Genomic DNA, 17982 nt, shown 5'->3' with positions numbered 1-17982 from the left:
ACCCTGGCGGGCGTGACCAGCAAGCACCTCCGCAACCCCGTCGGCGGCCATGTCCCGGTGGCCGGCGGCCTCAACTCCGTCGGCCTTTCCTACGCCCGCGACCTCGCGGCCGAGACCGTCCAGGTCTTCGTCGCCAATCCGCGCGGCTGGGCGACGCCCGCCGGGAACCCGAAGCAGGACGAGGACTTCCGCGCCGCGTGCGCCGCAGGGTCGATCCCCGCGTACGTCCACGCCCCGTATCTGATCAACTTCGGCTCGCACACCGAGGCGACGGTCGAGAAGTCGGTGGAGTCGCTGCGGCACTCGCTGCGCCGCGGACGGGAGATCGGCGCCCTCGGGGTCGTCGTGCACACCGGGAGCGCCACCGGCGGCCGGGAACGGTCCGTGGCCCTGCGGCAGGTGCGCGAGCGGCTGCTGCCGCTGCTGGACGAGCTGACCCACGAGGACGACCCGTTCCTGCTGCTGGAGTCGACCGCCGGCCAGGGCTCCTCCCTGTGCTCGCGCACCTGGGACTTCGGCCCCTACTTCGAGGCCCTGGACGCCCACCCCAAGCTGGGGGTCTGCCTCGACACGTGCCACATCTTCGCGGCGGGCCACGACCTGACCGGGCCGACCGGGATGCACCAGACCCTGGACCTGCTGGTCGACACCGTCGGTGAGGGGCGGCTGAAGCTGATCCACGCCAACGACTCCAAGGACGTGGTCGGCGCGCACAAGGACCGCCACGAGAACATCGGCTCCGGCCACATAGGCGAGGACCCGTTCCGGGCCCTGATGACGCACCCGGCCACCGAGGGCGTGCCGCTGATCATCGAGACGCCCGGCGGGAAGGAGGGGCACGCGGCGGACGTGGAGCGGCTGAAGAAGCTGCGCGACGGTTAGTCCCGAACTCGTTCTGGCGAGCTCGGGAATACCCCAGGGGGGTATACGGTTCCTTCTGTGCGAAGGAACCGTGACTCGACATTGGGGGACCTCATGGAGCACGAGACACACACCCACGAGACGCACTCGGCGCACACCGCGCACGAGCCGCACGCGCACGCGGGCCACACGGCACCGGCCGGGTGGTCCATGGCCGCCCTGGCCACCCTGCACTGCCTCACCGGCTGTGCCGTCGGCGAGGTCCTCGGCATGGTCGTGGGCACGGCGCTCGGGTGGGGAAACCTCGCGACGACGATCCTCGCGATCGTGCTGGCGTTCTTCTTCGGCTACTCGCTCACCCTGCGCGGAGTGCTGAAGGCGGGTGTCGACCTGCGCACCGCGGTCCGGGTGGCGCTGGCGGCGGACACCCTGTCCATCGCGGTGATGGAGCTGATCGACAACGGCGTCATCGTGCTGTGGCCGGACGCGATGGACGCGACGCTCAAGGACCCACTGTTCTGGGGCTCGCTGCTGATCTCGCTCGCGGTGGCCTTCGTGGTCACCACACCCGTCAACAAGTGGACGATCGGCCGGGGCAAGGGCCACGCCGTGGTGCACCGGTACCACCACTGACCCGCACGCCCGGGGACACCCGGGACGGCGGCGCCGGCACTCGGGCCCGGGGCTCAGAGTTCGGGGCCGTCCCCGGGTTCCTCCTGGTAGGAGTAGCGCTGCTCGCGCCAGGGGTCACCGAGGTTGTGATAGCCGCGCTCCTCCCAGAAGCCGCGGCGGTCGGCGGTCATGTACTCGACGCCGCGCACCCACTTGGGGCCCTTCCAGGCGTAGAGGTGCGGGACGACCAGACGCAGCGGGAAGCCGTGTTCCGCCGTCAGCAGCTCGCCGTCCTTGTGGGTGGCGAAGATGGTGCGCTCGGAGGCGAAGTCCGCGAGCCGCAGGTTCGAGCTGAACCCGTACTCGGCCCAGACCATCACATGGGTGACGGCGGGCGCGGGCGGGGCTATCTCCAGGATCGTCCGGGCGGGGACACCACCCCATTCGGCCCCGAGCATGCTGAACTTCGTGACGCAGTGCAGATCGGCGACGACGGACGCGTACGGCAGGGCGGTGAACTCGTCGTGGGTCCAGCACTGCTTCCCGCCGTCGGCGGTGGCGCCGAACACCCGGAACTCCCAGCGTTCGGGGCGGAACTTGGGCACCGGTCCGTAGTGCGTGACCGGCCAGCCGCGCTGGAGTCGCTGTCCCGGCGGAAGCTCCGACTGTGCCGTTTCTCCAGATTCGTGCTCCACCGGCTGACCCATGACTCCATCCTGACAGACCCGCGGCAGTGCCCATGACCAGCACCGGCCGGATGGGGGCAACCCGGAGTAAGCATGCACTTACTGGACGCTCCCGGACACCGGTGAAAAGATGCGGCGCAATCAGGCCATTGATCCGCTTGGAAGGAGCCTCTGCGATGCAGGGCGACCCCGAGGTCATCGAATTCCTCAACGAGCAGCTGACCGCCGAGCTGACCGCGATCAACCAGTACTTCCTGCACGCGAAGATGCAGGAGAACTTCGGCTGGACGAAGCTCGCGAAGTACACGCGGCACGAGTCGTTCGACGAGATGAAGCACGCGGAGGTGCTCACCGACCGCATCCTGTTCCTGGACGGACTGCCGAACTACCAGCGGCTCTTCCACGTCCGGGTGGGGCAGACGGTCACGGAGATGTTCCAGGCCGACCGGCAGGTGGAGGTCGAGGCGATCGACCGCCTCAAGCGCGGGATCGAGGTGATGCGCGCGAAGGGCGACATCACGTCGGCCAACATCTTCGAGTCGATCCTCGAGGACGAGGAGCACCACATCGACTACCTGGACACCCAGCTCGAACTGGTCGAGAAGCTCGGCGAGGCGCTCTACATCGCGCAGCTGATCGAGCAGCCGGAGAGCTAGGCGGCCTCTTGCCGGTCGGCGCCGAGGACCTCGGAGAGCACCGGCATGCCCCGGTCGGCCAGGTCGCGGCGGGGGCACGAGCCCCTGCCCAGCAGTGCCTGGATCCGGCGTACGCACGAACCGCAGTCCGTGCCCGCCTTGGAGGCCGAGGCTATCTGCCGCGGAGTGCAGGCGCCGTCCTCCGCATGCTTCTTCACCTGCTGCTCGGTGATCCCGAAACAACTGCAGACGTACACGCGGTTCACCTCCCGCCGGAATCGCTGGGTCGTGCCGTCCCGATGATCGGTGAGGCTAACCTAACCTTACCCGTGACACAGGAACCGCAAAAGTGCCGTGGGGCGCGGATCGTATGTGATCCGCGCCCCACTTCAGGCGCCCGTAACAGGCGTTCCGCCTGTTGATCTGCTACTGGTCGCGGTACATCTCGGCGACGAGGAACGCCAGGTCAAGGGACTGGCTGCGGTTCAGACGGGGGTCGCAGGCCGTCTCGTAGCGCTGGTGCAGATCGTCGACGAAGATCTCGTCGCCGCCGCCCACGCACTCGGTGACGTCGTCACCGGTGAGCTCGACGTGGATGCCGCCCGGGTGCGTGCCGAGACCCTTGTGGACCTCGAAGAAGCCCTTGACCTCGTCGAGCACGTCGTCGAAGCGGCGGGTCTTGTGGCCCGAGGCCGCCTCGAAGGTGTTGCCGTGCATCGGGTCGGTCACCCAGGCCACGGTCGCGCCGGAGGCGGTGACCTTCTCGACCAGCTCGGGCAGCTTGTCGCGGACCTTGTCCGCGCCCATGCGCACGATGAAGGTGAGCCGGCCCGGCTCGCGGTCCGGGTCGAGGCGCTCGATGTACTGCAGCGCCTCCTCGGCCGTCGTCGTCGGGCCGAGCTTGATCCCCACGGGGTTGCGGATCTTCGACGCGAACTCGATGTGCGCCCCGTCCAGCTGGCGGGTGCGCTCGCCGATCCACACCATGTGGCCCGAGACGTCGTACAGGTTCCCGGTGCGCGAGTCGACGCGGGTCAGCGCCGACTCGTAGTCGAGGAGCAGCGCCTCGTGCGAGGAGAAGAACTCGACGGTCTTGAACTCCTCCGGGTCGGTGCCGCAGGCCCGCATGAAGTTCATCGCGTTGTCGATCTCACGCGCGAGCTGCTCGTAGCGCTGGCCGGACGGGGACGACTTCACGAAGTCCTGGTTCCAGGCGTGCACCTGGCGCAGGTCGGCGTAACCGCCGGTGGTGAAGGCGCGCACCAGGTTCAGCGTCGAGGCGGAGGCGTTGTACATCCGCTTCAGGCGCTCGGGGTCCGGGATACGGGCCTTCTCGTTGAAGTCGAAGCCGTTGACCGAGTCGCCCCGGTAGGTCGGCAGGGTCACGCCGTCGCGGGTCTCGGTGCCCTTGGAGCGCGGCTTGGAGTACTGGCCGGCGATCCGGCCGACCTTCACCACGGGGACCGAGGCGGCGTACGTGAGGACGGCGCCCATCTGGAGCAGCGTCTTGAGCTTGTTGCGGATGTGGTCGGCCGACACGGCGTCGAAGGCCTCGGCGCAGTCGCCGCCCTGGAGAAGGAACGCCTCTCCCTTGGCGACGGACGCCATCCGGGCGCGCAGCTGGTCGCACTCGCCCGCGAAGACGAGCGGCGGATACGACTCGAGGTCCGCGATCACATCGCGCAGAGCCTCGGCATCGGGGTACTCGGGCTGCTGCGCCGCGGGCAGGTTTCGCCAGGTGTTGCCAGCGCTCGCGCTGGACTTAGCGTTCACGGTCACCCGGACAACATTACGGGGTCGTGTCGGGCGTCTTGTCCACATGCTCATCAAGTGAGACGAACCCCGCTCGATCGGTGCCTCCCCGGGCGGCCGCGACGGCCGCCCGGGAGACGGAGTGGCCGGTTGCTAGTCGACGTCCAGACGGTCGCGGTCGATGGAGATCCGCACCCCGCCGTGGGTCTCGGTGGTGTCGCCCACGTACTGGTGGACGCGCTGGTGCTTGGACCACAGGGACGTGGGGATCGAGGAGTCGGACGTGCTCGACACCCCGTTCCAGCGGGCGAAGTGGATCACGTCGGGCAGGGTGACCCGGCTCTTGTTGGCGATCAGGTCGGACACCAGGGACGAGGTGTTGCCGTACGCGCCGGAGCGGTAGCCGAGCGCGTGCAGGCGCGCGGTGTACGCCTGGAGGTAGGAGAGCACCGAGTCGGTGACCTTGCCTCCGGGCTCGTAGTGCTCAAGGTCGAGATAGAGCACCGAGCCCTTGCCGAAGCCCAGCGCGGCCGCCTGCTTGACGGCGTCGTCGGCGCCTGCGGTGCCCTGCGAGACCGGGCTGGTGATCGCCGAGCAGCCGCCGCCGCAGCTGCCGCCGTCGGAGGACGGCTGCCGGCCGACGTACAGCGGGAAGAAGCGCCAGCCTCGCGTGTACTGGGTGCGCACCCAGCCGGCGGTCAGGTGCTGCTGGGCGCAGGCGCGGTTGATGCCGCCGATGTAGACCCCGATGGCCCCGTACGGGGAGTCGTCGCGCCAGGCGTCCATCGCCGACTGGCTCGGGGCGGTGCAGGCGTCGAAGCCCTCGCCGCGGAAGGAGGTCGCGTCGGCGGGCAGCGCGGTCACCGCGGCCGCGTCCGCGTCGCCCTCCCGGCGGGCGGAGGCCACCGGGAGTCCGGCGCTGCGCAGGACCGCCTGGATCCGCGCCCGGTCGTACCCGTAGGCGGCGGTGACGGCGATGCGGTCGGCGGTGGCCCGGTAGGTGCGGGCCGTCGGGTTCTCGGTGACGGCGCGGGGGGCCACGGGGGCGGGCTGGACGAGCAGCGCCTCGGTACGGCCGCTGGCCCGGGCCGGGCAGTTCTGGTCGTTGCCCGGTGTGCCGAGGTAGACGGCGTGACGGTCGAAGCGGACACAGGTGTCGGGGTGCTTCTTCAGGTCCACGATCCGCCAGGAGTCGGGCACGGTGAAGATGTAGCCGCGGTAGGAGACCTGGGTCTGGTCCTCGGAGCCGCTCTGGCGCGGGGCGGAGCTCGCGGGGACGAGCGGCCCGGCGGCGAGGGCGGCCGCCGCGACGAGCACGGTCAGGGCGCGGGCGCCGGTCCGGCGGGGCTGGGACGAACGGACTGCGTGCATGGTTCTCGTTTCTCGGTGCGTTCGGTCTGTCTGGCCATCCATGGCCGGTGACCGGACCGTCGGAACGCCCCGCGGGACCGTTTCACGCTGTTGCGCGCCCCTCACCGTCGGGTAAGGTGCGGCGCATGTTCGCGCACTCGAACCAGAACTGGTGGTGGACCGCTCATCCGGCGGCCCGCTGACTGCGCGTAGACGAAAACTTCGCGAAGGCCGCCCGAGGGGCGGCCTTCGGTGTTTGCGGACCCGGGTCGTTCCTCTCCGAACTGCACGCTTCGAGAGAAGGACCGCACCCGATGAACCTGCTCGACCTGCTGGACGATCCCCTTCCCTTCGCCCTGCTGCGCCGCCGCACCCCGGGCCGCGACCACGACGTGGTCGAGGTGCTGCGGGGCCCGGTGCGCGAGGTGGAAAGCCTCGCCGACATCCCCGACGAGGCCCTCGCCCTGATCCCGTTCCGGCAGATCCGCGAACGCGGCTTCGACGTCCGCGACGACGGCACCCCGCTGACGGTGCTCGTCCCCGAGGAACGCGTCGAAGTGCCGCTCGCCCGGGCGCTGGAGGAGCTGCCGGCCCACGACGTCCGGGTCGAGGGGGGCGGCTTCGACGTCGGCGACGAGGAGTACTCCGGGATCGTCGAGCGGGTGCTGCGCGAGGAGATCGGACGCGGCGAGGGCGCCAACTTCGTGATCCGGCGGACGTACGAGGGCCGGATCCCGGGGTTCGGACGGGCCGACGCGCTGGCGCTGTTCCGGCGGCTGCTGGTCGGCGAGCGGGGCGCGTACTGGACGTTCGTCGTGCACACCGGGGAGCGAACCCTGGTCGGGGCGAGCCCCGAGGTGCATGTGCGGATGTCCGCCGGGACGGTCGTGATGAACCCGATCAGCGGGACGTACCGCTACCCGGCCGGCGGGCCGACGCCCGAGGACCTGCTCGCGTTCCTCGCCGACGGCAAGGAGATCGAGGAGCTCTCGATGGTCGTCGACGAGGAGCTCAAGATGATGTGCACGGTCGGTGACATGGGCGGGGTGGTGATCGGGCCGCGGCTCAAGGAGATGGCCCATCTCGCGCACACCGAGTACGAGTTGCGGGGCCGTTCCTCGCTGGACGTGCGCGACGTGCTGCGGGAGACCATGTTCGCGGCGACCGTCACCGGCTCCCCGGTGCAGAACGCCTGCCGGGTCATCGAGCGTCACGAGGTCGGCGGGCGCGGCTACTACGCGGGCGCGCTGGCGCTCGTCGGGCGGCAGTCGGAGGAGGGGCCGGACGGCGGGCCGGGGGCACAGACCCTCGACTCCCCCATCCTCATCCGCACCGCCGACATCGACGCGGACGGCCGGCTGCGGGTGCCCGTCGGCGCCACCCTGGTGCGGGGCTCGGACCCGGCGGGCGAGGTCGCCGAGACGCACGCCAAGGCGGCCGGGGTGCTGGCGGCGCTGGGGGTGCGGCCCGGCCGGCCGCGTCCGGACCGCGCCCGGCCGGGGCTCGGCGACGATCCCCGGGTGCGGGCGTCGCTGGACGGGCGGCGTGCCTCGCTCGCGCCGTTCTGGCTGCGGATGCAGGAGCGGTCCCGGGAACTCACCGGACACGCGCTGGTCGTGGACGCCGAGGACACCTTCACCGCGATGCTCGCGCACGTGCTGCGCTCCTGTGGCCTGGAGGTGACGGTACGCCGCTACGACGAGCCGGGGCTGCGCGAGGCGGTCCGCGCGCACGAGGGTCCCGTCGTCCTCGGCCCCGGTCCCGGCGATCCCTCGGACGCGGCGGACCCCAAGATGCGTTTCCTGCGCGCCCTGACCGCGGAGGTGCTCCGGGAGCACCGGCACGGCGTCCTCGGCGTCTGCCTCGGGCACGAGCTGATCGCGGCCGAGCTGGGCCTGGAGATCGTGCGCAAGGACGTGCCGTACCAGGGCGCGCAGACCCGTATCGACCTCTTCGGGCGGCCCGAGACCGTCGGCTTCTACAACAGCTTCGTGGCGGCCTGCGACGACGAGGCGCTGGCGGAGCTGTCCGCGCACGGCGTCGAGGTCAGCCGGGCCGCGAACGGGGAGGTGCACGCGCTGCGCGGTCCCGGGTTCGCGGGCGTCCAGTTCCACCCGGAGTCGGTGCTGACGCTGAACGGGGCGGACGTGGTGCGGGAGCTGACGGGTCAGCTGCGGGGCACGAGCACGTTCTGCGAGCGGCGGCCCTCGGTGTAGTCGAGGACGTTGGCGGCGGTGGCGTCGACGATCTGGCCGACGGCCTCCCGGGTGTAGTACGCCTGGTGGGAGGTGACCAGGACGTTCGGGAAGGTGACCAGACGGGCAAGGGTGTCGTCCTCGACGGTCTCCAGGGACTTGTCTAGGAAGAAGAGCCCGGCCTCCGCCTCGTACACGTCGAGGCCGACGCCGGTGAAGCGGCCCTCGCGCAACGCGGCGACGAGGGCCCGGCTGTCGAGGAGGCCGCCGCGGCTGGAGTTCACCAGGATCGCGTCGTCCTTCATCAGCCGCAGCGCCTCGGCGTCGATGAGGTGCTGGGTCTCCGGCATCAGCGGGACGTGCAGGGTGACGAGGTCGGACTCGGCGAGCAGATGCTCCTTGGAGACGTACTCCATGCCTAGCGCGACGCACGCCGGGTTCTCGGCGACGTCCCAGCCGAGCAGCTTCATGCCGAAGCCGTGGGCGATGCGGGTGAAGGCCTCGCCGATCTTCCCGGTGCCGACGACACCCGCGGTGCGGCCGTGCATGTCCCGGCCCATCAGCCCTTCGAGGCGGAAGTCGAAGTCGCGGGTGCGGTTGGCGGCGCGCACGATCCGGCGGTTGACGGCCATGCCGAGGGTCCAGGCGAACTCGGCGACCGAGTACGGCGAGTAGGACGAGACCCGGGCGACGGTCATGCCGAGGCGCTCGGCGACCTCCAGGTCGATGTTGTTGAACCCGGTGGAGCGCTGGGCGACGAGCTGGGTGCCGCCGGCCGCCAGGGTCTGCAGCACCCGGTTCCCCAGGGCGCAGTTGACGCTGGTGGACACCAGCTCGTAGCCGGAGGCGATGGGGGCGGTGTCCTCGGTGAGGAAGACGTCCAGGCAGCGGACCTCGTGACGTCCCTCGAAGGCCTTCTCGATCAGGGGCTTCTCGTCGGCCTGGACGCCGAACGCCAGAATCTCCACCGGTCTCTCCCGTGCTCGGGTACGGGCCGAATATTACGGCCCGTACCCACGGGCCGCCGCGACGCGGCCGGGACGCACGCGGCCGGCGCGCGTCCCGGCCACCGGCTGAGTGCTGCCCGCCGAAGGCCGCCGGTCCCGGCGATCAGCCGAAGAAGACGCCGGCCTCCGCGTACAGGGCGGGGTCCACCGTCTTCAGCCTGGCGGTGGCCTCCGCGATGGGCACGCGGACGATGTCGGTGCCGCGCAGCGCCACCATCTTGCCGAAGTCGCCCTCACGGACGGCCTCGATGGCGTGCAGCCCGAAGCGGGTGGCGAGCCAGCGGTCGAAGGCGCTGGGCGACCCGCCGCGCTGGACGTGCCCGAGCACCGTGGTGCGGGCCTCCTTGCCGGTACGCCGCTCGATCTCCTTGGCCAGCCACTCGCCGACCCCGGAGAGCCGGACGTGACCGAAGGAGTCCAGGCTGCCGTCCTTGAGGACCATGTCGCCGTCCTTGGGCATGGCGCCCTCGGCGACGACGACGATCGGCGCGTACGACGCCTTGAAGCGCGAGGTCACCCAGGCGCAGACCTGGTCGACGTCGAAGCGCTGCTCGGGGATGAGGACGACGTTCGCGCCGCCGGCCAGGCCCGAGTGGAGGGCGATCCAGCCCGCGTGGCGGCCCATCACCTCGCAGACGAGGACGCGCATGTGCGATTCGGCGGTGGTGTGGAGACGGTCGATGGCCTCGGTCGCGATGTTGACCGCCGTGTCGAAGCCGAAGGTGTAGTCGGTGGCGGACAGGTCGTTGTCGATGGTCTTCGGCACGCCGACGACGTTGATGCCGTACTCGTCGCCGAGCCGCGCGGCCACGCCCAGGGTGTCCTCGCCGCCGATCGCGATGAGCGCCCCGACCTCCTGCTTGGCGAGGTTGTCCTTGATCCGGCGGATGCCGTTCTCCTGCTTGAGGGGGTTGGTGCGCGAGGATCCGAGGATCGTGCCGCCGCGCGGCAGGATCCCGCGCACGGCGGGGATGTCGAGCCGGACGGTGTCGCCCTCGAGCGGCCCCCGCCAGCCGTCCCGGTACCCGACGAAGTCATAGCCGTACTCCTGCACGCCCTTGCGGACGATGCCCCGGATGACGGCGTTGAGCCCGGGGCAGTCGCCGCCTCCGGTCAGTACTCCGACCCGCATGGAAAGTCCCTTCGCCACGGTTGGCTGTCGGACTCACGCTAATAGTGATCCAGGTCACTTCGGCATGGCGCGTACGGGCTGTTCCGGTGAAATATCGGAGAGTTGACCGGTACCGATCACCCGAAGGACGGCATCCGCGCGGGTCACGCCTCGTCCAGACCCCGCTCTATGGCGTAACGGACCAGCTCGACGCGGTTGTGCAACTGGAGCTTGCCCAGGGTGTTCTGCACATGGTTCTGGACGGTGCGGTGCGAGATGACCAGACGTTCGGCGATCTGCTTGTAGCTCAGACCCTTGGCCACCAGGCGCAGCACCTCCGTCTCACGGTCGGTCAGCTGCGGGGCCCTCGGCTCGTCGGCGCCCGTCGCGGGGACGGGTTCCGAGGCCAGCCGGCGGTACTCGCCGAGCACCAGGCCCGCGAGGCCCGGGGTGAACACCGGGTCTCCCGCGGCCGTCCGGCGCACCGCGTCGGTCAGCTCCTCCGCGGAGGCCGACTTCAGCAGGTAGCCGGTCGCGCCCGACTTCACCGCCTCCAGCACGTCGGCGTGCTCGCCACTGGCCGACAGCACCAGGACGCGCAGGGCCGGGTGGGCGCCGACCAGTTCCTTGCAGACCTGGACACCGGGCTTGGCCGGCAGGTTCAGGTCGAGGACGAGGACGTCGGGTGCCGCCGCCGGCGCCCGGCGCACGGCCTGTTCGCCGTCGCCCGCGGTCGCGACCACGTCGAACCCGGCGGCCTCCAGGTCACGGGCCACGGCGTCCCGCCACATGGGGTGGTCGTCCACGACCATGACCTTGATGGGGCTCTCCCCCGTCCGCGGCTGCGCCGCGTTCCCGCCCGTCATCGCCCTGCCGCCGCCTTCGTCATCGTCTCTCCGCCTTCCCCCGCGCGCCTTTCGCGCCCTTCGGTACCTTCAGCTCGACCTCGGTGCCCTGCCCGGGCACCGAGACCAGTTCCGCCGTGCCGCCCAGGTCGCGCAGCCTGCCGCGGATCGAGAGGGCCACGCCGAGCCGGCCCTCGCCCTCGGCCTGGGCGAGCCGTCCCTCGGGGATGCCGGGGCCGTCGTCGCGGACCGTCACGATCACGGCGTCGGGTTCGTCCTCGACCAGGATCCAGGCGCGTGCGTCCGCGCCGACGTGCACGCGGACATTGTCCAGGGCCGCGCCCACGGCCGCGGCCAGCTCCCGGGCGGCGGGCGCGTCCAGCGGCACCGGCGCCCCGGGCTCGGAGAGGCTCACCCGGGCCGTGGCGTACGGGGCGAGCAGGGCGCGCAGGTCGAGGGGGCCGGCGTCCTCGTCGTCGGGTTCGTCGACTGCGCGCACCAGCGCGCCGAGCGCCGCGTCCTCCGACACCCGGGAGACGGGGACCAGACCGCCGGACACCAGCGTGCGCAGCGCGGCCTCCTGCTCCCCGGCCATCCGGCCGAGCTCCGCCGCCTCGCCGCCGAGCGCGCTGCCCCGCCGCTGCACCATGGCGAGGACCTGGAGCACTCCGTCGTGGATGTCCCGGGCGAGGCGCTCGCGTTCCCGGGTGGCGGCCTCGATCTCCAGGGCGCGGGCGAGGGTGCGCTCGGAGGCGCGGGCCACCTCGACGACGTAGCCGATGGCGATGGAGGCGACCCAGACGAGGATCACGTTGTGCACGGTGTCCCGGGTCGGGGCGCCGCGCTCGACGAGGTTGGCCACGGCGACGAGCGTGGAGGCGAAGGCCGCCCACCGCCAGCCGCCCTTGATCGCGAAGGCCAGGACGGCACCGGCCGTCCAGATCGAGGGCAGGGTCGGACCGCCGGCGTCGATGCGCGCGGCGGAGTCGGCGACGCGGGTGAGCAGGATGCCGGTCAGCGCGACGGTGAGGTCGGCGGCGAGGAACCTCTTGGTGCAGGCGGCCGCGCCCGCGACCTTCGGGAGCGTGGCCAGCGTCCAGACGAGCAAGAACGCGAAGAACGCGACGGCCACCCACGGGCGGGCGAACTTGCCGTACGTGGTGGCGAACAGGCCGATCGCGTACAGCACCGTCAGCACCCGGTACCCGGTCAGCGCACGCCACAGCGGCTGCTCGACCGACATCCTCATGACTCTCTCGCGCTTGGCCATGCCCCCCACCCCGTGCCGCCGACGTCCCTACGGACGCTCCGGGGAGCCGGAACGTTGCCTCTCGGCCCGTCCGGCTGTCCCCTCCGCCCCCCAACCGCTAACCGGCCGCCGGACCGGCCTGTTCCCCGGACCGGCCCTCGGGGGCCTGCTTTTCGGGGTCCTTCGCCTCCGGGGCCTGCTCCTCGGGGGCCTCGGCCTCGGAGGCGGCCTTGTCGGAAGCCGTCTTGTCGGACGCCTGCTCCTCGGAAGCCCGGACCTCGGAGGCGGCCTTGTCGGAAGCCGTCCTGTCGGACGCCTGCTCCTCGGCCTGTTCCCTGGCCGCCTGCTTCTCCGCCTGGGCGAGCGCCGCCTTCGCCGCCTTCTCGGCGTCCTTCTCGGCCTTCGCCGCCTCCGCGATCTGCCGCTTGGCGGCCGTCGCGTACATGTCGACGTACTCCTGGCCGGACAGCTTCATGATCTCGTACATGACCTCGTCGGTCACCGCGCGGAGCACGAACCGGTCGTGCTCCATGCCGCTGTAGCGGCTGAAGTCCAGCGGCTCACCGATGCGGATGCCCGGACGCATCAGCTTGGGCATCAGCTTGCCGGGCGGCTGGATCTTCTCCGTGTCGATCATCGCGACCGGGATGACGGGCGCGCCGGTGGCGAGGGCCACGCGCGCGAGACCGCCGGGCTTGCCGCGGTAGAGACGGCCGTCGGGCGAACGCGTGCCCTCGGGATAGATGCCGAACAGCTCACCGCGCTCGATCACGTCGATGCCGCTCTTGATGGCCGCCTCGCCCGCGCCGCGCCCGCCGGAGCGGTCCACCGGGAGCTGGCCGACCCCCTTGAAGAAGGCCGCCGTCATCCGGCCCTTGATGCCCGGGGTGGTGAAGTACTCCGCCTTCGCGATGAAGGTCACCTTGCGTTCGAGGACCGCCGGGAGGAAGAACGAGTCCGAGAACGAGAGGTGATTGCTCGCCAGAATGGCCGGGCCCTCGGCGGGGATGTTCTCGAGGCCTTCCACCCAGGGTCTGAAGGCGAGCTTCAGCGGCCCTCCGATGGAAAACTTCATTGCGCCGTAGATCACCCGCGTGCCTCCTGTGTCGTAGATCAGACCTTAACCCGGAGCACCGTCAAAGGACCCGACGACCCTGGTCGGTGTCAGTACGGTCGCGTACGGTGAAGCACATCCGGAGTCGTTTTCCGCCCAACTCATGAACAGGAGACCGAGGTGCCGGTCCTTCCTGGAGCCGAGCCGTTCCGCCACGAGGGCGGAGAGGTCGGCGTCCTCCTCTGCCACGGTTTCACGGGCTCACCGCAGTCGCTGCGCCCGTGGGCGGAGTACCTCGCCGAGCGCGGTCTGACCGTGTCCCTGCCGCTGCTGCCGGGACACGGCACGCGCTGGCAGGACATGCAGGTCACCGGCTGGCAGGACTGGTACGCGGAGGTCGACCGCGAGCTGCGCTCCCTGCGCGCGCGCTGCTCGCGGGTGTTCGTGATGGGGCTCTCGATGGGGGGCGCGCTGGCCCTGCGGCTCGCGGCCCGGCACGGGGACGGGATCAGCGGCGTCGTCCTCGTCAATCCGCTCAACAAGGTGCAGGGACTGTCCGCGCACGCCCTGCCCGTGCTCCGTCACCTCGTTCCCTCCGTGAAGGGCATCGCGAGCGACATCGCGAAGGAGGGTTCCGAGGAGCTGGGGTACGACCGGGTGCCGCTGCACGCCGCGCATTCGATGCGCCGGCTGTGCGCGGTCGTGGACGCGGACCTGCCGCAGGTCACCCAGCCGCTCCTGCTGCTGCACAGCCTGCAGGACCACGTGGTCTCCCCCGCCGACTCGGCCCGCATCCTCGGCCGGGTGTCCTCCACGGACGTCACGGAGATCGTGCTGGAACAGAGCTACCACGTCGCGACGTTGGACCACGACGCGGACCGGATCTTCGAGGAGAGCCACTCCTTCGTCACCCGGCTCGCGCCCGGTGCCGGCACGGAGGCCGACGCCGGTCGGGCGGGACGCAAGGAAGGGACGGCAGCCGGTGGCTGAGCACGACGCCGACCGCGGCGAATCCGAGGAGAAGGGCGTACCCGTCGGCGAGCCGCTCGACGGCGCGCGCGGCGAGGGACTCGGCGACGCGCTCACCGAGTCCGCCGGGGAGCAGCCCAAGGAGTCGAGCGGTGACGCCCTCGGGGGGCCGGCCGGTGACGCGCAGGGCGTGCCCTTCGACGAGGAGGCCGCCTGGAAGTCGATCATCGAGGGCTACGGGGAGGAGCCGCCGGACCCGCCGGGTTCGCGGCCGTTCCGGCCCATCGAGGACCTGGCCCTGCCCGAGCCCGGGGAGGACACCGGCTCGGGGACCGGGAGCACCGGGGACGGCGAGGACGGTGACACCCCGGCTCCGGACGCCGGGTCCGAGCCGGATGCCTCCTCCGGAGACCTGCCCTCCGCCGCCAAGCCGCTCGGCAGCTCCGTCCGCTTCGCGCCCGGTGTCGGCGGCCCGCGGGACTACCGCGTGTCCGAGCCGTCCGAGGACGACTTCGACGAGGACGACGAGGGCCACTTCGTTCCGCCGGAGCCGCCTCCGCTGCCCGACGCGGACACGACCGCGAAGTTCGCCTGGCTCGGCGTGCTCGGCGGCCCCGCCCTGCTGCTGCTGGCCGTGCTGCTCGGCTGGGACATGACCTGGTGGCTCACCACCCTGGGCATCGGCGGCTTCCTCGGCGGCTTCGCCACGCTGGTGACGCGTATGAAGGACGACGACGAGGACGACCGGGACCCGGGCAGCGGCGCGGTGGTCTGACCGTCCGGCCCGAACCGGCGGAGGCCGGCTCGGCTGACGTGACGGGGACCGGCGGGGGGGCTGACGGGACGGGGACCGGCGGAGGCCGGCGCGGGCTGACGGGGACAGGCGGAGGCCGGCCCGGACCGGGGCGGTCCGGGCCTGCGCAGTTACGTCGCGGGCACTCTGAGGGCGGCCAGCACGGGCAGATGGTCCGTGGCCGCCCTCAGGTCCCGCTCGCTCACCCCGGGAAGGCCGAGCGGCACCCCGCAGCCGAGGACCTCTACGCCGGGCGTGGCGAAGACGGCGTCGATGCGGCGGTCGGGCCCGTCGAAGGTCCAGGTGTGCTCCCCGCCCCAGGGGCGGGTCGCCCAGCCGTCCTGGAGCGCGTCCGCTAGCCGGCGGAAGGCCGGTCCCGTCGGGCGTTCGTTGAGGTCGCCTCCGGCGACGGCGTGCACGGTGCCGAGACCGGCGACCCGGTCGAGGAGCATGCCGCTCTGCTCCAGGCGCTCGTCGTTCCGGAGCGAGAGGTGGCAGCTCAGCACGCCGAGCCGTGCTCCCCCGAAGCGGACGACCGCGGTGGCGAAGCCGCGCCGGTGCTCGCCCGGGGTGAGCGGGAGCAGTACGTCCTCGGTGCGCTCCACGGTGGCCCGCAGGGAGCACAGCAGCGCGGGTCCGGCGGCGGTGGCGCCCCCGGAGAGCATGACCAGGTCGGAGGCGGCGGCCAGGCGCGCGAGCTTCTTGCGCCAACGGAAGAACCGCGGCGCCTCCTGGACCAGGACGAGGTCCGGTGCGCAGGCGGTGATCACCCGGGCGAGGGCGTCGGTGTCGTCGCGCATCGAGCGGATGTTGTAACTGAGCACGCGGATGACGGCCGAACCGTCGGACTCGGTGCGGGACGCGGGCAGCGGACTGGCGGAGAAGCTGGTCGGCATGGCGATCAAGATACGCGCAGGAGTGCTGCCGCACCGGCCGAAGGACCACATGGGGTGCGCCGGAGTCGGCGGGGCGCGCGGTCTTTGCGGGCGCTCGGGGCGTGGGGGTGTGCGCCCCCTTGGGTGGGTGATCCGCAGGTGGAGGTGCGCCGGCCTCGGCGGGGGCGGGGCGTGGGAAAACATGGCTGCGCCCGCCGGCCTGTGCGGGGGCGGGGCGTGGGAAAACATGGCTGCGCCCGCCGGCCTGTGCGGGGGCGGGGCATGGGAAAACATGGCTGCGCCCGCCGGCCTGTGCGGGGGCGGCGGGCGCTGTCGTGCCGTGTGCGGGTACTACATGATCGGGTCGGGCTCCCGGGCGAGGTCCGCCGCGCCGACGAGACCCGCCTTGTTGCCCAGCTGGGCGGCGATCACATCCGCGACCGGACGCCAGTTGCCGCCGACCAGCCAGCGCTTGTACGACTTGCGGATCGGGTCGAGGACGAGCTCGCCCTCGTCCGAGAGACCGCCGCCGACGATGAAGGCGGACGGGTCGAACAGGGAGGCGAGGTCGGCCAGGCCCGCGCCGGCCCAGCGGGCCAGCTCGCGGTAGGAGTCCACCGCCACGTGGTCGCCCTGGCGGGCGGCCATGGAGATGTGCTTGCCCTCGATGCCGTCGGGGGTGCCGTCGCCGAGGCCCAGCAGGACCTCCGCCGCCTCCGGGGTGGCGTTGGCGCGCTGCTTCGCGTAGCGGACGAGGGCGCGTCCGGAGGCGTACTGCTCCCAGCAGCCCTGCGAGCCGCAGCCGCACAGCAGACCGTCCGGCACCATGCGGATGTGGCCGAACTCGGCCGCGACCCCGAAGTGACCGCGGCGCAGCTTGTTGCCGATGATGATGCCGCCGCCGAGGCCCGTGCCCAGGGTGATGCAGATGACGTTGCGGTGGCCCTTGCCCGCGCCGAACTTGTACTCGCCCCAGGCCGCCGCGTTCGCGTCGTTCTCCACGACGACGGGCAGGCCCACACGCCGCTCGACCTCGGCCTTGAGCGGTTCGTTGCGCCAGTCGATGTTCGGCGCGAAGTACACCGTCGAGCGCTGGCGGTTCACGTATCCGGCGGCACCGATGCCGACACCGACGATGTCGTGGCCGGCGCGCGCTCCCTCCACGGCCGAGGCGATGGCGTCCACGATGGCCTGCGGCGTGGTGGGGGTCGGCACCTTGTGCGTCGAGAGGATGTTGCCTTCCTCGTCGACCACACCGGCCGCGATCTTCGTGCCGCCGATGTCGACGCCGATGGTGAGTCCCATGAATCCCTCAGTTTCGGTAAAGCCCCGCTACGGCCAACCGTACCCGAGGGGCGATTAGTCCAAGTCGATGTGTTCGCCCGGACCCGGGTCCTCTTCGCCGGAACCCGTGCCCCGAGCGGTCCAGCGGCGCTCCTGGTTCTCGACGGCCGAGCGGTACGCGGCGAGCAGCTCGGAGCCCGCGGCCGCGAGGTGGTCGAAGACCTCGGGATTGCGCTCGATGACCGGTTCCACGGCGGCCTTGGCCTGCTGCACGACCTGGTTCACCATCTGCTGGGCCGTGCCGGAGGCGACCGCGCCGAGCAGCGGGGACTGGAGCCCGGAGAGCTTGTCGGCGACGGCGTCCATCAGTTTGCGCAGTTCCTCGGCGGCGGAGCCGGGCGGCGGGCCGTGCTGGGCGCGGCGGCGGGCCTTCTCCTCGGCGAGGTCCTCCGCGCAGGCCGTCGCCCAGGCGTCGTCGTCGGTGACGCGCGCTTCCTCGAAGCGGACCTCGTCGGCCGTCTCCTCCTGAGCGGCGTCGGTGGGTGGGCGCTCTTCGCTCATGGCGGGACTCCTGCCTACGTTTTCGTGCCTTCGACGTTACCCGAACGGGGGTACCCGGTTCACCGTCACGGGTGCCCCGGGCGAGGGCGTGGTCACTCCTCCCCGGGCACTTCGCGGTTCTCGGTCTGTCGGTTCTCGGTCTG

The 17982-nt window shown here is 71.6% G+C and carries 18 protein-coding genes and 1 pseudogene; 7 read left to right on the top strand and 12 right to left on the bottom strand.

What is annotated here, in order from left to right; translation table 11 throughout:
- Positions 1-12 precede the first annotated feature (12 nt).
- Both IO36_RS25460 and IO36_RS25455 read left to right on the top strand, forming a co-directional pair.
- Entirely contained in the window at positions 13-882 is an 870-nt protein-coding gene (locus IO36_RS25460) for a deoxyribonuclease IV (protein WP_051900946.1), read from the top strand.
- Positions 883-975: 93 nt separating this feature from the next.
- On the top strand, positions 976-1494 hold the full coding sequence (locus tag IO36_RS25455) for a DUF4396 domain-containing protein (RefSeq protein ID WP_037623275.1): 519 nt from the start codon (positions 976-978) through the stop codon (positions 1492-1494).
- Between the two features lie 53 nt (positions 1495-1547).
- Here IO36_RS25455 and IO36_RS25450 read toward each other — a convergent pair whose 3' ends face one another.
- Positions 1548-2180 (bottom strand): sulfite oxidase-like oxidoreductase, encoded by a 633-nt coding sequence (locus tag IO36_RS25450; protein WP_037623274.1) that lies wholly within the window; start codon positions 2178-2180, stop codon positions 1548-1550.
- A gap of 155 nt (positions 2181-2335) precedes the next feature.
- Between IO36_RS25450 and bfr the strand changes: the two genes are divergently transcribed.
- Positions 2336-2815 (top strand): bacterioferritin, encoded by a 480-nt coding sequence (bfr, locus tag IO36_RS25445; RefSeq protein ID WP_037623273.1) that lies wholly within the window; start codon positions 2336-2338, stop codon positions 2813-2815.
- Here bfr and IO36_RS25440 read toward each other — a convergent pair.
- From IO36_RS25440 to IO36_RS25430, 3 genes are all read right to left on the bottom strand, one after another.
- Entirely contained in the window at positions 2812-3060 is a 249-nt protein-coding gene (locus tag IO36_RS25440) for a (2Fe-2S)-binding protein (protein WP_078943433.1), read from the bottom strand. The genes bfr and IO36_RS25440 overlap by 4 nt on opposite strands.
- Before the next feature lie 160 nt (positions 3061-3220).
- Entirely contained in the window at positions 3221-4573 is a 1353-nt protein-coding gene (locus IO36_RS25435) for a class II 3-deoxy-7-phosphoheptulonate synthase (RefSeq protein WP_037623271.1), read from the bottom strand.
- A 126-nt stretch (positions 4574-4699) separates the two neighbouring features.
- A complete protein-coding gene (locus tag IO36_RS25430) occupies positions 4700-5917 on the bottom strand; it encodes a glycoside hydrolase domain-containing protein (protein WP_078943432.1) in 1218 nt (405 codons plus the stop codon).
- 125 nt (positions 5918-6042) lie between these two features.
- Between IO36_RS25430 and IO36_RS49390 the strand changes: the two genes are divergently transcribed.
- Both IO36_RS49390 and IO36_RS25425 read left to right on the top strand, forming a co-directional pair.
- Positions 6043-6099: a trp operon leader peptide gene (locus IO36_RS49390; RefSeq protein ID WP_351867684.1), complete on the top strand. Its 57-nt coding sequence runs from the start codon at positions 6043-6045 to the stop codon at positions 6097-6099.
- Positions 6100-6210: 111 nt separating this feature from the next.
- A complete protein-coding gene (locus IO36_RS25425) occupies positions 6211-8112 on the top strand; it encodes an anthranilate synthase family protein (protein ID WP_037623270.1) in 1902 nt (633 codons plus the stop codon).
- Here IO36_RS25425 and IO36_RS25420 read toward each other — a convergent pair.
- The 5 genes and pseudogenes from IO36_RS25420 to IO36_RS25400 all read right to left on the bottom strand — a co-directional run.
- Positions 8064-9059 (bottom strand): 2-hydroxyacid dehydrogenase, encoded by a 996-nt coding sequence (locus IO36_RS25420; protein ID WP_037623269.1) that lies wholly within the window; start codon positions 9057-9059, stop codon positions 8064-8066. The two genes, IO36_RS25425 and IO36_RS25420, sit on opposite strands and share 49 nt — an antisense overlap.
- Positions 9060-9201: 142 nt before the next feature.
- Positions 9202-10230 carry a 6-phosphofructokinase gene (locus tag IO36_RS25415; RefSeq protein ID WP_037623268.1) on the bottom strand — a complete coding sequence of 343 codons (1029 nt, stop codon included), beginning with the start codon at positions 10228-10230 and terminating at the stop codon, positions 9202-9204.
- 143 nt (positions 10231-10373) lie between these two features.
- Positions 10374-11075, bottom strand: a complete 702-nt coding sequence (locus IO36_RS25410) for a response regulator (RefSeq protein ID WP_078943431.1) — start codon at positions 11073-11075, stop codon at positions 10374-10376.
- Between the two features lie 19 nt (positions 11076-11094).
- A complete protein-coding gene (macS, locus tag IO36_RS25405) occupies positions 11095-12324 on the bottom strand; it encodes a MacS family sensor histidine kinase (protein ID WP_037623267.1) in 1230 nt (409 codons plus the stop codon).
- 283 nt (positions 12325-12607) lie between these two features.
- Positions 12608-13378, bottom strand: a pseudogene (locus IO36_RS25400) (lysophospholipid acyltransferase family protein); the annotation flags it as partial.
- Positions 13379-13537: 159 nt separating this feature from the next.
- Between IO36_RS25400 and IO36_RS25395 the strand changes: the two are divergent.
- Entirely contained in the window at positions 13538-14347 is an 810-nt protein-coding gene (locus IO36_RS25395; protein WP_037623266.1) for an alpha/beta hydrolase, read from the top strand.
- Positions 14340-15101 carry a hypothetical protein gene (locus IO36_RS25390; protein WP_037623265.1) on the top strand — a complete coding sequence of 254 codons (762 nt, stop codon included), beginning with the start codon at positions 14340-14342 and terminating at the stop codon, positions 15099-15101. Before IO36_RS25395 ends, IO36_RS25390 begins: the two co-directional genes overlap by 8 nt.
- A gap of 149 nt (positions 15102-15250) precedes the next feature.
- On the opposite strand, the gene IO36_RS25385 is transcribed toward IO36_RS25390, so the two are convergent.
- The 3 genes from IO36_RS25385 to IO36_RS25375 form a co-directional block, all read right to left on the bottom strand.
- Complete coding sequence (locus tag IO36_RS25385) at positions 15251-16015, bottom strand: endonuclease/exonuclease/phosphatase family protein (RefSeq protein WP_037623264.1); 765 nt, start codon at positions 16013-16015, stop codon at positions 15251-15253.
- Between the two features lie 330 nt (positions 16016-16345).
- Positions 16346-17299, bottom strand: coding sequence for an ROK family glucokinase (locus IO36_RS25380; protein WP_037623263.1), 954 nt, complete (start codon positions 17297-17299; stop codon positions 16346-16348).
- A gap of 54 nt (positions 17300-17353) precedes the next feature.
- Positions 17354-17839, bottom strand: a complete 486-nt coding sequence (locus IO36_RS25375) for a DUF5304 domain-containing protein (protein WP_037623262.1) — start codon at positions 17837-17839, stop codon at positions 17354-17356.
- Positions 17840-17982 lie beyond the last annotated feature (143 nt).

This window comes from Streptomyces aureus (genome assembly GCF_000725495.1).
Taxonomy (GTDB): Bacteria; Actinomycetota; Actinomycetes; order Streptomycetales; family Streptomycetaceae; genus Streptomyces; species Streptomyces aureus_B.
The sequence above is the reverse complement of the archived record's forward strand: the minus strand, read 5'-3'. Positions and strand labels throughout refer to the sequence as shown.

What these genes read in the sequence shown, in the direction of transcription:
- IO36_RS25455 (WP_037623275.1), top strand. Translation starts at nt 976, where the DNA reads ATGGAGCACGAGACACACACCCACGAGACGCACTCGGCGCACACCGCG.
- IO36_RS25450 (WP_037623274.1), bottom strand. Translation starts at nt 2,180, where the DNA reads ATGGGTCAGCCGGTGGAGCACGAATCTGGAGAAACGGCACAGTCGGAG.
- bfr (WP_037623273.1), top strand. Translation starts at nt 2,336, where the DNA reads ATGCAGGGCGACCCCGAGGTCATCGAATTCCTCAACGAGCAGCTGACC.
- IO36_RS25430 (WP_078943432.1), bottom strand. Translation starts at nt 5,917, where the DNA reads ATGCACGCAGTCCGTTCGTCCCAGCCCCGCCGGACCGGCGCCCGCGCC.
- IO36_RS25425 (WP_037623270.1), top strand. Translation starts at nt 6,211, where the DNA reads ATGAACCTGCTCGACCTGCTGGACGATCCCCTTCCCTTCGCCCTGCTG.
- IO36_RS25415 (WP_037623268.1), bottom strand. Translation starts at nt 10,230, where the DNA reads ATGCGGGTCGGAGTACTGACCGGAGGCGGCGACTGCCCCGGGCTCAAC.
- IO36_RS25410 (WP_078943431.1), bottom strand. Translation starts at nt 11,075, where the DNA reads ATGACGGGCGGGAACGCGGCGCAGCCGCGGACGGGGGAGAGCCCCATC.
- macS (WP_037623267.1), bottom strand. Translation starts at nt 12,324, where the DNA reads ATGGCCAAGCGCGAGAGAGTCATGAGGATGTCGGTCGAGCAGCCGCTG.
- IO36_RS25385 (WP_037623264.1), bottom strand. Translation starts at nt 16,015, where the DNA reads ATGCCGACCAGCTTCTCCGCCAGTCCGCTGCCCGCGTCCCGCACCGAG.
- IO36_RS25380 (WP_037623263.1), bottom strand. Translation starts at nt 17,299, where the DNA reads ATGGGACTCACCATCGGCGTCGACATCGGCGGCACGAAGATCGCGGCC.
- IO36_RS25375 (WP_037623262.1), bottom strand. Translation starts at nt 17,839, where the DNA reads ATGAGCGAAGAGCGCCCACCCACCGACGCCGCTCAGGAGGAGACGGCC.